The sequence below is a fragment of the Mycobacterium sp. IDUB_1 genome, assembly GCF_055419625.1.
On record NZ_JBVAYA010000002.1, the window covers coordinates 535291 to 547603 of the forward strand.

12 protein-coding genes are annotated in these 12313 nt (G+C 67.9%); 6 read left to right on the top strand and 6 right to left on the bottom strand.

The genetic code is table 11. The features are described from left to right. Positions 1-19 precede the first annotated feature (19 nt). Positions 20-1054 carry an enoyl-CoA hydratase/isomerase family protein gene (locus ACZYYX_RS15545; RefSeq protein WP_463815414.1) on the bottom strand — a complete coding sequence of 345 codons (1035 nt, stop codon included), beginning with the start codon at positions 1052-1054 and terminating at the stop codon, positions 20-22. Between the two features lie 160 nt (positions 1055-1214). On the opposite strand from ACZYYX_RS15545, the gene ACZYYX_RS15550 reads away from it, so the two are divergent. Further along, a complete protein-coding gene (locus ACZYYX_RS15550; RefSeq protein ID WP_463815415.1) occupies positions 1215-2069 on the top strand; it encodes a Bax inhibitor-1/YccA family protein in 855 nt (284 codons plus the stop codon). 142 nt (positions 2070-2211) lie between these two features. Here the strand turns inward: ACZYYX_RS15550 and ACZYYX_RS15555 are convergent, their stop codons facing one another. Then, positions 2212-3429 (bottom strand): acetyl-CoA C-acetyltransferase, encoded by a 1218-nt coding sequence (locus ACZYYX_RS15555; protein WP_463815416.1) that lies wholly within the window; start codon positions 3427-3429, stop codon positions 2212-2214. 39 nt (positions 3430-3468) lie between these two features. Further along, the gene (locus ACZYYX_RS15560; RefSeq protein ID WP_463815418.1) at positions 3469-4443 is read right to left on the bottom strand and encodes an SGNH/GDSL hydrolase family protein; all 975 of its coding nucleotides are present in this window, start codon (positions 4441-4443) and stop codon (positions 3469-3471) included. Between the two features lie 193 nt (positions 4444-4636). Here ACZYYX_RS15560 and ACZYYX_RS15565 point away from each other — a divergent pair, with 193 nt between their 5' ends. The 4 genes from ACZYYX_RS15565 (at position 4637) to ACZYYX_RS15580 (ending at position 9460) form a co-directional block, all read left to right on the top strand. Beyond that, a complete protein-coding gene (locus tag ACZYYX_RS15565) occupies positions 4637-5704 on the top strand; it encodes an alpha/beta hydrolase (protein WP_463815419.1) in 1068 nt (355 codons plus the stop codon). 29 nt (positions 5705-5733) lie between these two features. Next, positions 5734-7128 (top strand): cystathionine beta-synthase, encoded by a 1395-nt coding sequence (locus tag ACZYYX_RS15570; RefSeq protein WP_463815420.1) that lies wholly within the window; start codon positions 5734-5736, stop codon positions 7126-7128. A 368-nt stretch (positions 7129-7496) separates the two neighbouring features. Then, entirely contained in the window at positions 7497-8189 is a 693-nt protein-coding gene (locus tag ACZYYX_RS15575) for an RDD family protein (RefSeq protein ID WP_463815421.1), read from the top strand. A 98-nt stretch (positions 8190-8287) separates the two neighbouring features. Continuing rightward, on the top strand, positions 8288-9460 hold the full coding sequence (locus ACZYYX_RS15580; RefSeq protein ID WP_463815422.1) for a cystathionine gamma-synthase: 1173 nt from the start codon (positions 8288-8290) through the stop codon (positions 9458-9460). Here ACZYYX_RS15580 and ACZYYX_RS15585 read toward each other — a convergent pair. The 3 genes from ACZYYX_RS15585 to ACZYYX_RS15595 all read right to left on the bottom strand — a co-directional run bounded on the left by ACZYYX_RS15585 (position 9457) and on the right by ACZYYX_RS15595 (position 11322). After that, the gene (locus ACZYYX_RS15585; protein WP_463815423.1) at positions 9457-10128 is read right to left on the bottom strand and encodes a GOLPH3/VPS74 family protein; all 672 of its coding nucleotides are present in this window, start codon (positions 10126-10128) and stop codon (positions 9457-9459) included. The genes ACZYYX_RS15580 and ACZYYX_RS15585 overlap by 4 nt on opposite strands. 5 nt (positions 10129-10133) lie before the next feature. Next, positions 10134-10628, bottom strand: a complete 495-nt coding sequence (gene greA / locus ACZYYX_RS15590) for a transcription elongation factor GreA (RefSeq protein WP_463815424.1) — start codon at positions 10626-10628, stop codon at positions 10134-10136. 271 nt (positions 10629-10899) lie between these two features. Next, on the bottom strand, positions 10900-11322 hold the full coding sequence (locus ACZYYX_RS15595) for a DUF4307 domain-containing protein (RefSeq protein WP_463815425.1): 423 nt from the start codon (positions 11320-11322) through the stop codon (positions 10900-10902). Positions 11323-11439: 117 nt separating this feature from the next. On the opposite strand from ACZYYX_RS15595, the gene mca reads away from it, so the two are divergent. Then, positions 11440-12312 carry a mycothiol conjugate amidase Mca gene (gene mca, locus ACZYYX_RS15600; RefSeq protein ID WP_463815426.1) on the top strand — a complete coding sequence of 291 codons (873 nt, stop codon included), beginning with the start codon at positions 11440-11442 and terminating at the stop codon, positions 12310-12312. Position 12313: the final 1 nt, after the last annotated feature.

Sequence of the window (12313 nt, forward strand, 5' to 3'; positions counted from 1 at the left end):
CCTGGTGCGTGTCGACGGTCTAGAAGGTCAGGTCAGGGTCGGCGGGGGCGAAGTACGCGGCCACGTCGGCTTCGGTGACCGCTCCCAGCGTCGGCGGGGACCACTGGGGGTTGCGGTCCTTGTCGATGATCTGCGCACGGATGCCCTCCACCAGATCTGCTGACCGCAGCGCCGCGCACGAGGTCCGGAACTCTTGTTGCAGAACGTCTTCCAGGCTCGGCAGCGAGCGGGCGCGGCGCACGGCCTCCAAGGTCACCGACACCGCGACAGGGGAGCGGGAGCTGATCAGCTCGGCGGCCTCGGTCGCGGCGGGGATGCCTTCGCTTCCCAGTGCGTCGATGATCTCGCCGGCGGTCTGGCCCGCGTAGCAGCGGTCGATCCACTCCTGGTGTGCCGTCAGCTCGCTGGGCGGCGGCTCCTGGGCGTAGGTGCTCACCGCGTGGTCCACGCCGTCGCTCTCGATCGCCGCGACGAACTGTGCGAGATCGGCGTGGGGCACGTAGTGGTCGGCGAAACCCATGGCGATCGCATCTGCTGCGCGGAAGGGGGCGCCCGTCAGCGCGGCGTGGACGCCGAGATTGCCGGGCGCGTGGGCCAGGATGTGGGTGCCGCCGACGTCGGGCACGAAGCCGATACCGACCTCCGGCATGGCCATCTTGGTCGTCTCGGTGACCACGCGGACGCTGCCGTGCGCGCTGATGCCCACCCCGCCACCCATCGTGATGCCGTCCATCAGTGCGACATACGGCTTGGGGTAGCGGCCGATGTAGGCGTTGAGGAGGTATTCGTCGTGCCAGAACCGGCGTGCCTCGGCACCGCCGGCCTTGGCGCTGTGGAAGATCGCGACGATGTCGCCGCCCGCGCACAGGCCACGCTCGCCGGCCCCTGACACGACGACCGCGCGAACGTCGTCGTCGTGTTCCCAGGCCGTCAGGGCGGCCGCGATGTCGGTGACCATCGGGTGGGTCAGCGAGTTGATCGCCTTGGGCCGGTTGAGGGTCAGGTGCCCGACTCCGTCGCGCACCGTTACTAGGAGATCCTCGTTTCCGTCCACGCCAGCAATCTAGATCGTCGCCCCTGATCGGAGGGCGCCGGGTAAGGTTCCTGTGAGAAGGCTGGGAACAGATTCGATTCTCGGGAACTGTCCCGGCGCGTCGATCGTTCAACGGTTGTTCGGCACAGGCCGAAACACGACATCAGGAAAGGAACCGACGGTGCGCGAAAGCAGCAACCCGGTATTCCGCTCATTGCCCAAGGGGCAGCAGCAGGGCGGATACGCGCAGTTCGGTACCGCAGCCGCCGGCTACGGCGCGCAGGCGGTACAGGCCGACCCGTACACGACGCAGTACCCGGATCAGCGTCAGACGGGTGTTTCCCGTCCGCTGACCATCGATGACGTCGTCACCCGCACCGGTATCACCCTGGCCGTGGTCACGGCGGTCGGTGTCCTGTCCTACTTCCTGGTGGCGCAGAACATCGGCCTGATGATGCCGTTCACGCTCATCGGCGGCCTCGGCGGCTTCGCGCTGGTGATGATCGCGACGTTCGGACGCAAGCAGGACAACCCGGCCATCGTGCTGTCGTACGCGGCGCTCGAGGGGCTGTTCCTGGGCGCGGCATCCTTCCTGTTCGCCAACCTGGTCTCCAGCGGCGGCCCCGGCATGATCGCCCAGGCGGTCTTCGGCACAGTCGGCGTGTTCGCCGGCATGCTGGTCGTCTACAGGACGGGCGCCATCCGCGTCACCCCGAAGTTCACCCGCATGCTGGTCGCCGCCCTGTTCGGCGTGATGGCCATCGCGCTGCTCAACTTGGTGCTCGCGCTGTTCGGCGTCGGCGGCGGTGAGGGCTTCGGCCTGCGCAGCGGCGGCCCGCTGGCGATCATCTTCTCGCTGGTCTGCATCGGTCTCGCGGCGTTCATGTTCCTGATCGACTTCGACTCGGCCGACCAGATGATCCGCGCTGGTGCGCCGGAAAAGGCGGCGTGGGGCATCGCGCTGGGTCTGACCGTCACCCTGGTGTGGCTCTACCTCGAGATCCTGCGGCTGTTGAGTTACTTCAACAACGACTAGTCATCGCACCGAGAAGGGCGCTCACCGAAAGGTGGGCGCCCTTTTTGGTTGGCGTGAGGCGCCGCGAAGGTGCTGCCTCGGCAGCGAAACGCGCCGCGCCGCGACAGTGACTTCACTCTCGCGGCGCGGCACGGCCGCAAAACTACGAGAGGCGCTCCACGACCATCGCCATGCCCTGCCCTCCGCCGACGCACATCGTCTCGATGCCGAAGGTCTTGTCGTGCGTGGCGAGGTTGTTCAGCAGCGTGGCGGTGATCCGGGCGCCCGTCATGCCGAACGGATGCCCGAGCGCGATAGCGCCACCGGAGACGTTGAGCTTGTCCTCGTCCATGCCGAGCTCGCGTGCCGAGCCCAGCACCTGCACCGCGAACGCCTCGTTGATCTCGTACAGGTCGATGTCGGAGATCGACATCTTCGCGCTGGCCAGCGCCTTGCGCACGGCCTCGATCGGGCCGAGGCCCATGATCTCCGGCGACAGACCCGACACGCCGGTCGACACGATGCGCGCCAGCGGGGTCAGCCCCAGCTCCTTGGCCTTGGTGTCGCTCATGATGACGACCGCGGCCGCGCCGTCGTTCAGCGGGCAGGCATTACCCGCGGTGATCGTGCCGTTGGGCCGGAACACCGGCTTCAGCTGGCTGACGGCCTCGTAGGTGGTGCCGGCCCGCGGGCCGTCGTCGGTGGTGACGACGGTGCCGTCGGGCAGCGTGACCGGGGTGATCTCGCGCTCGAAGAAGCCGCTCTTGATGGCTTCCTCGGCGCGGTTCTGCGACCGCACGCCCCAGTGGTCCTGGTCCTCACGGCTGATCCCGGTGAACAGTGCGACGTTCTCCGCCGTCTGGCCCATCGCGATGTACACGTCGGGCAGCAGGCCGTCCTCGCGGGGATCGTGCCACTCGGAGGCGCCTGCGGCAGCCTGCTCGGTGCGGGCCATCGCGTCGGCGTACAGCTCGTTCTTCGAGTCCGGCCAGCCGTCAGAGGTGCCCTTGAGGAAGCGCGACACCGTCTCAACACCGGCGGAGATGAATGCGTCACCCTCCCCGGCCTTGATCGCGTGGAACGCCATCCGCGTGGTCTGCAACGACGACGAGCAGTACCGGTTGACCGTGGTGCCGGGCAGGAAGTCGTAGCCCAGCTGCACCGCCACGGTGCGGCCGATGTTGAATCCCGCCTCACCGCCGGGCTGGCCGCAGCCCAGCATCAGGTCGTCGATCTCGCGGGGGTCCAGCGCCGGAACCTTGTCGAGAACGGCCTTGACCATCTGGGCGGCCAGGTCGTCGGGACGCATCGAGACCAGCGAGCCTTTGTTGGCCCGGCCGATGGGGGAGCGGGCGGTGGCGACGATGACGGCTTCGGGCATGAGGACTCCTCGGTAGACAGCGAGAACGTGTCTGTGAACCTAGCTCGCAGCCACGACGATCGGCGCGGGCACCCCGGTGGAGCGGCGCCACAGCCGCCCGAGGTTGCCGATCCGCGACAGCAGCGAGCCCTCGCCCGAGCGGGATTCCAGAGCCGCTTCAGCGGGTTCGCTGCCGACGAACTCACCCAGCGCGGCACACAGCGCGGGCAGCAGCTGCTGGGCGGCCAAGGAGTAACCCGCGGCCGACGGATGGAACATGTCCTGTGAGAACAGCTCATCGGGCGCCTTGTAGAAATGCGGGGCCAGCAGATCGGAGAACGGCACCGGCACGCCGCCCGCGGCCCGGACCTCACCGGCCTGAGCGCGCGCCAACCGCAGCCCACGGCTGCGCGCCACCCAGCGCAGCGGCTGCGGAATCGCCTTGATCACACCGAAATCGGGGCACGTACCGACGACGACGACCGCGCCGCTGCTGCGGAGCCGCGCTACGGCCCGGCCCAGCCGCCGCGCCGACGGCCCGACGCCGTTGGGGGCGGTGATGTCGTTGGCGCCGATCATGATCACCGCCGCGTCCGGCGGCGGACCGGCGACGAACATCGCATCGATCTGACCGGACAGTCCCTTCGACGTCGCGCCGACGATCGCCTTGGTGCTGAGTCGGATGCGCTTACCCGACTCCTTCGCCAGGCCGCGGGCCAGCAGCACGCCCGGCACCTCGTCGGCGGTCCGACATCCGTAGCCGGTGGCGGTGGAGTCGCCGAAGATCATCAGGTGCAGGTCGAACGGCACGCCGCGGTACCAGCGCGTCACCGGCCCACCGTCGGGGAGGTAGACGCCGTCGGCGCGGGGTGGGATGTCCCAGGATTTGGGGATGACGCGGCGGGCCTGATCGGCCTGTCCGGTCAGCAGGTTGCGGGCGCCGACGTAGACCGATCCGGTGGACGCCAGCGTTGCGACCGCCGCCAGCGCGACGGTCGACCGGCGGACGTGAGGAGCACGGCGGCTGAAGCCCACGAGAGCGAGTTTAGGTGGCCGATCGGCGGGCGAGCGGGAGGGCGACGGAATCCGCGGTCACGGTGCGGTATCAACTCCGGTATCAATCGCGTTTAAACGATTGTGATAATGGTTACAGGTGTCAAGCTAAGTAACGAGCTTGTCTGAGTATCTTGGCTGATCCCGTACTACAACGGCGTAGGAAGTGGTGGCGATGACGGCACCGAGCAAGGTCCCCAGTACTGCCCATCTGGGTGTCCGGCCAGGTCGAGGGCACAAACCGCGCCGTTTCCCGGTCAGTGACGGGGCGCCGGTCGAGGTCGTCGAGGACGGCCCGAGCATCGCAGGACGCGTCATGGGTCTGGCCGCGAGGGCGACCATCAAGCCGTTCCTCTCCGTTGGCAGCTACGCTCCCAAGCTGCCGTGGCCCTGGGGGCTGGTGGACTTCGCGGCCCGCGTCATCCGCCCGGTCCCCGGCACGGTCCGCGCGACGATCGCGCTGCCCCACTGCACGGCACAGCTGGTGCGGGCCGCAGGTGTCCTGCCCGCGGACGGCAAGCGCAGCGTCGTCCTCTACATGCACGGCGGCGCGTTCCTGACGTGCGGCGTGCACACCCACGGCCGCCTGGTGACGGCACTCTCGCGATACGCCGATGCGCCCGTCCTCGTCGTCAACTACCGGATGATCCCCAAGCACTCGGTGGGCACCGCGCTCGACGACTGCTTCGACGCCTACCGCTGGCTGCGCGAGACGGGCTACGAGCCCGACCAGATCGTCCTCGCCGGCGACTCCGCGGGCGGCTACCTCGCGCTCTCGCTCGCCGAGCGTCTGCAGTTCGACGGTTTCGAGGGATACACCGAGACGCCCGCGGCCGTCGTCACGATGTCGCCGCTGTTCGAGATCGACAACGAGGGACGTGCCGAGCACCCCAACATCCGCAGCGATGTCATGTTCCCGCCCAAGGCTTTTCACGCGCTCATCGAGCTGATCGAGCAGGCCGGAGCGAAACGGGTCGTGAACGGCAAGCCCGAGGAGATCTACGAACCGCTCGATCACATCGAGCCGGGCCTGCCCCGCACCCTGATCCACGTCTCCGGGTCGGAGGTCCTGCTCAGTGACGCGCGCAAAGCGGCGCGTCTACTCGCCGCCTCCGGGGTGCCGGTGGAGGTGCGCATCTGGCCCGGCCAGATGCATGTCTTCCAACTCGGCTCGCCTGCCGTTCCCGAGGCCAACCGGTCGATCAAGCAGATCGGCGAGTACATCCGAGAGGCCACCTGGTAGTCCCCTGACGGGCCTGAGACGATGGACGCATGCGCATCGCCCGGCACGTCAGTGAGCTCATCGGCAACACCCCTCTGGTTCAACTGAACTCGGTGGTTCCCCCCGGGTCGGGCACGGTGGCGGCCAAGGTCGAGTACCTCAACCCGGGCGGTAGCTCGAAAGACCGCATCGCGGTCAAGATGATCGACGCAGCCGAGGCCAGCGGCCAGCTCAAGCCGGGCGGCACCATCGTCGAGCCGACGTCCGGCAACACCGGGGTCGGTCTGGCGCTGGTGGCTCAGCAGCGCGGTTACAAGTGCATCTTCGTCTGCCCGGACAAGGTCAGCGAGGACAAGCAGAACGTGCTGCGGGCCTATGGCGCCGAGGTCGTGGTGTGCCCGACAGCAGTGGCACCCGACGACCCCGACAGCTACTACAGCGTGTCCAACCGACTGGTGACCGAGATCGACGGGGCGTGGAAGCCCGACCAGTACTCCAACCCGATGGGCCCCGAGAGCCACTACGAGTCGACCGGGCCGGAGATCTGGGCCGACACCGACGGCAAGATCACCCACTTCGTGGCCGGCGTGGGTACCGGCGGAACCATCACCGGTGCCGGCCGCTACCTCAAAGAGATCAGCGACGGCCGGGTCAAGGTCGTCGGCGTCGACCCGGAGGGTTCGGTGTATTCGGGCGGGACCGGGCGGCCGTATCTGGTCGAGGGTGTCGGCGAGGATTTCTGGCCGACGGCCTATGACCCCGCGGTGCCCGACGAGATCATCGCCGTGTCGGATGCCGACTCGTTCGAGATGACCAGGCGGCTGGCGCGCGAGGAAGCGCTTCTGGTCGGTGGTTCGTGCGGGATGGCCGCCTACGCGGCGATCCAGGTGGCCGAGCGGGAGGGGCCTGACGCCCTGGTCGTGGTGCTGCTGCCCGACGGCGGCCGCGGTTACCTGTCGAAGATCTTCAACGACGGCTGGATGTCCTCCTACGGGTTCCTGCGCAGCAGGCTCGACGGTTCGGTCTCGGAGTCGACGGTGGGTGACGTGCTGCGCGGCAAGTCCGGGGCGCTGCCGGACCTGGTGCACACCCATCCCGCGGAGACGGTCCGCGATGCGATCGGCATCCTGCGGGAGTACGGCGTGTCCCAGATGCCAGTGGTCGGTGCCGAGCCCCCGGTGATGGCGGGCGAGGTGGCAGGCAGTGTCTCCGAACGCGAGCTGCTCTCGGCCGTGTTCGAGGGCCGCGCCAAGCTCGCCGACGCCGTCAGCCAACACATGAGCCCGGCGTTGCCGTTGATCGGTGCTGGCGAACTGGTGAGTACGGCGGCCAAGACGCTGCGCGAGTGCGATGCGGTGATGGTGGTCGAAGAGGGCAAGCCGGTCGGTGTGCTGACCCGGCATGACCTGCTCGGTTACCTCTCCGACAGCAGCACGCGCCGCTGACCTCACAGCGGGTAAAACCGCTGCTCGCAGCCTTCTCTCAGGTATGGTGATCTCGCTTGCTGCCAGCTAAGAAACAGACTGGAAGGCGTCATGAGCGATCAACCGCCGGGGTCTCGACTGTCCCCGCCTCGAGTCGGCGATTCGCCGTTCTCGCGGTACGCGGGATCGGTTGTGGCGCGGCCTGATCCCCGATCGTGCTGGGTGCCCGCGAGATGGCCTGTGACAGCGGGGCGTCCGCTGTTGACGGGGTCGGCGACGGAATCAGTTGTCAGCCAGGGTTTTTCGCTGCATCGGTGGTCATCTGCGCGCTCTCGTCCATGTCGTAACACCATGTCGCTCCACCCAACTGAGCCGAGGAGGAAGATTCGATGACTGACAACCCGGGTGGATACCCGCCCCCTGGTGGATACCCGCCCCCTGGCGGCCAGCCGACCCCCCAGGGCGGCTACACCCCGCCGCCCCCACCCGGTGGCTATCCGCCTCCGCCGCAAGGCAATTACCCGCCCGGCGGCTTTCCTCCTCAGCAACAGGGCTACCCGCAGGTGGCGCCCGCGCTGCCCAAGGATGCATACACGTCGTGGTTGACGCGCGTTGCCGCGTGGTTCATCGACTACATCCCGGTGTTCATCATCGTCGGGCTGGGACAGGGCATCGCGATCCTCACCGGTGACAACAACTGCGAGAACATCAACGGTGGATACGCCTGTACGTCGAGCTACTCCGTCGTCGGCACGCTCGTGTCGTTCCTGGCGTCGGTGCTCACCCTCGCCTACGTGGTGTGGAACTACGGTTACCGCCAGGGCACGACGGGCTCGAGCATCGGCAAGTCGGTGATGAAGTTCAAGGTCGTCAGCGAAAAGACGTTTCAGCCCATCGGTTTCGGGCTGTCCGTGGTTCGCCAGCTGGCTCACTTCGTGGACGCGATCATCTGCTACATCGGCTACCTGTTCCCGCTGTGGGATGCCAAGCGGCAGACGCTCGCCGACAAGATCATGACCACGGTGTGTGTCCCGGCCACCCCGCAGGGGCAGCACGGGCAACAGCCGACGCACCACTACTGAAGCCCTGGGGTCCGGCGTCGGCGCAGCTGCGCCGACGCCGGTCCCGGAGCCAGGTGCCGGGTGCCGGGCGATACGGCTGGCAGCGCTACCGTTGCAGCATGAGCGAGCACCGCAGCGCATCCGAGCATTTCCGGGCACTGGGACCGGCCACCAAAGCGATCCACGCCGGCTACCGGCCCGACCCCGCCACCGGCGTGGTCAACACCCCGATCTATGCCAGCTCGACGTTCGCCCAGGACGGTGTCGGAGGGCTGCGCGGCGGCTTCGAGTACGCGCGGACAGGGAATCCGACCCGCGCCGCGCTGGAGTCCGCCCTGGCCGCGGTCGAATCCGCGACCTACGCCCGCGCGTTCAGTTCGGGCATGGCCGCCACCGATTGCGCGCTGCGCGCCATCCTGCGGCCGGGGGATCACCTCGTCATCCCCGACGATGCCTACGGCGGCACGTTCCGGCTCATCGACAAGGTGTTCGCGCAGTGGGGAATCAGCTACACCGCGGTCGCACTCGGTGATCTGGACAAGGTGCGCGCCGCCGTCACCGATCGCACGAAGCTGATCTGGGTCGAGACGCCGACCAACCCGCTGCTGTCGATCGCCGACATCGCCGGCATCGCGTCGCTGGCCGCGGAACGCGGCGTGAAAGTGTTGGTGGACAACACCTTCGCCTCACCCGCACTGCAGCAGCCGGTGCCGCTCGGCGCCGACATCGTGCTGCACTCGACCACCAAGTACATCGGCGGGCACTCCGATGTCGTCGGCGGCGCGCTGGTCACCAATGACGAGGCTCTCGACGACGCATTCGCTTTCCTCCAGAACGGGGCCGGCGCGGTGCCGGGCCCGTTCGATGCGTACCTCACGATGCGCGGGCTCAAGACGCTGCCGCTGCGGATGCAGCGCCACAGCGACAATGCCGCTGCCATCGCCGAATTCCTCGTCGGGCATCCCGCAGTGGAGACCGTTCTCTACCCGGGGCTGGCAGATCATCCCCACCACGACGTGGCCGCCAAGCAGATGAGCGGGTTCGGCGGAATGGTGTCGGCGCGCCTGAAGGGTGGGCCGCAGGCCGCGCGCGATTTCTGCGCGCGCACCGACATCTTCATCCTGGCCGAGTCGCTCGGCGGGGTGGAGTCGTTGATCGAGTACCCGGGGGCGATGACGCATGCCTCGACGGCGGGCTCGCAGCTCGAGGTGCCCGATGACCTGGTGCGCCTGTCGGTCGGCATCGAAGACATCGCAGATCTGCTCGGCGACGTCGAGCAGGCTCTCGCTTAGGTCAGCTCCGCCAAGGCCTGGCGCACTGCCGACGCGGTGACCGCCAGGTTGACCTCGGCGAGCCCAGTCGGCGACTCGTCGAGCCAACTGCCGCTGGCGATTTCACCAGCTCTGGCGTGCACCCAACGCCAGCCGCGGTCGTTGAGACTGAGCAGCGCGCCGAGCCCGTCGGCTGCGTGCAACACCGTGATCGTCGCCGCAGTGGCTGCGCTCGGCGGTCTGCGCTCGAACAGTGCCGCCATCAGCGCATCGCGGGTCGGACCGACGCGGCGACGATCGGTCAGCGACGTGCTCGCGCGCCGTCGCAGCGCGCCCGAGCGCCCGGTCACGCGACGGATCTGGCCGGTTCGCTCCAGGTGCTCGGCCAGCAGGCGTTCCGCGGACCGGCCCACCACCTTGATCGCCTGGCCGGGTCGCCGCGGGGCCCTGCGTACATAGTCCAGTGCCTTCGCCGTCAGCGGATCGACGGGGCCGGCCGCGTCGAGCGCGATCAGATGCCCCGGCGGGGCCGGTTCACCGTCGACCGTCGGGCGCACCCGGCAGGCGTATGCCATGTCCAGCAGGGTGGCCGCGGCCAGCGCGTGAGCCCGCCTCGGCTCGTCGAGACCGGGTTCGCCGGACGCGTTGTCGACCAGGAGCAGAAACAGCTCTTCAGCGATCTGCGCCACGCCGGTCAGCCGTGATAAGGCTCCGCGGAGACCAGCGTGACCTTCACGGTGTTGCCGTTGGGCACGGTGTAGGTCCGCGTCTCGCCTTCCTTGGCGTCGAGCAGCGCGCCGCCGAGCGGAGAGTTCGGGGAGTACACCTCGAGCTTGCCGTCGGTGACGCCCTCTTGACGGGTCCCGATGAGAAACGTCTCGGTGTCGCTCTCGTCATCGTCGTAGTAGACCTTGACGACCGAACCGGGCAGCGCGACGCCGGACTGCTTCGGTGCTTCGCCGACCTTGGCGGTGTTGAGCAACTCCTGCAGCTGGCGGATCCGGGCTTCCTGCTGACCCTGCTCCTCGCGAGCGGCGTGGTAGCCGCCGTTCTCACGCAGATCGCCTTCTTCGCGGCGGTCGTTGATCTCGGCCGCGATGACGGGGCGGTTGGCGATCAGCTGGTCGAGTTCGGCCTTGAGCCGGTCGAACGCCTCTTCGGTCAGCCAGGTGACCTGGGTGTCAGTCATGTCGGCGCGCTCCTGTCGTCGTCGCTTTCAGCGCTGTGTGCGTGAAAAGTTCTCGGGCACGGTGCTGGGGCGGTGCTGAGGCACCAATGTGTATCAGCGTGTATTGCCACAACCGCCGTCGTCGTAACGGCGCTCAAATGCAGCAATACACGGCTCCAGCAGGAACCGTGTACTGGCCCATGATAGCACCGGGCGGCTACCCGATTTTCATGTTTTCGCAGTCCGCGGTTGGTTGCGCAGTGTCCGATCGCAAGCCCGGACGCTGGTCGGTCTACCCGCTGACCAGGTAGGACGGCACGTCGGTGCCGCACCCGTACACGTCACCGACAACCGCCGGCCGAGACGTCGTCACGGTCGTCCTGACCTGCACGGTTTCCGCCGTCGACGGTGGAACCAGGAGCTCGCGGCGGCCCACTTCGTCACCGTCGTAGGAGCGGGCCCGCACGATGCACACCACCGGCCGGGACGGATCGTCGCGGGTGATGCTCGCCGTCACCTCCACCGTGCGGTCGTCGACGACGCGGTACCCGCCCAGCTCGCCTTTCACCTCCGGGGAGCCCAGCCGGTCGAACGCCACCGCGGCGATCGCGACACCGAGCGCGACCACCGCGACGAACAAGCCGATGACGAGCCAGCGACGGGTGCGCCGACTGCGCTGCGGGGCGCCGTATCGGTCCAGGGGCCTCTCGATCATCTCGTTTTGCATGCCCGTCGTTCGGATAGGTGTACTAGGACTGGAACTATAGGACGTGTCGGTTCTGTTGAACCTGACCGTGAGTGTCCATCCAGGTGAGCAGCTAAGAGGGAACTGTTGAGCGAACTGCGGTTGATGGCCGTGCACGCGCACCCCGACGACGAGTCAAGCAAGGGCGCGGCGACGATGGCCCGCTACGTCGACGAGGGCGTACGGGTGATGGTGGTGACGCTGACAGGCGGGGAGCGCGGCGACATCCTGAACCCGGCGATGGATCTGCCCGAGGTGCACGGCCGGATAGACGAGATCCGCCGCGAGGAGATGGCCAAGGCGGCCGCGATCCTCGGCGTCGAGCACCAGTGGCTGGGCTTCGTCGACTCGGGTCTGCCTGAAGGTGATCCCCTGCCGCCGCTGCCGGAGGGCTGCTTCGCGCTGGAGCCGCTCGAGGTGCCCACCGAGGCGCTGGTCCGGGTGATCCGCGACTTTAAGCCCCACGTCATGACCACCTATGACGAGACCGGCGGCTACCCGCACCCCGACCACATCATGTGCCACAAGGTGTCGGTCGCGGCGTACGAGGCGGCTGCCGACTACCTGCTCTACCCCGACGCCGGCGATCCATGGGCGACCCACAAGCTGTACTACAACCACGGTTTCCTGCGGCAGCGCATGCAGGTGCTGCAGGACGAGTTCGCCAGGAACGGCCAGGAGGGTCCGTTCGCGAAGTGGCTCGAGAGTTGGGATCCGGAGATCGACCTGGCCGACAAGCGGGTCACCACGCGCATCGAATGCGCGAAGTACTTTCCTCAGCGTGACGAGGCGCTGCTCGCGCACGCCACCCAGATCGACCCGAAGAGCTTCTTCTTCACGACCCCGATGGAGTGGCAGCAGCGGTTGTGGCCGACCGAGGAGTTCGAGCTCGCCCGGTCCCGCGTCCCGGTGTCGCTGCCCGAGACCGACCTGTTCACCGGCATCGAGGGACGGAACTGAG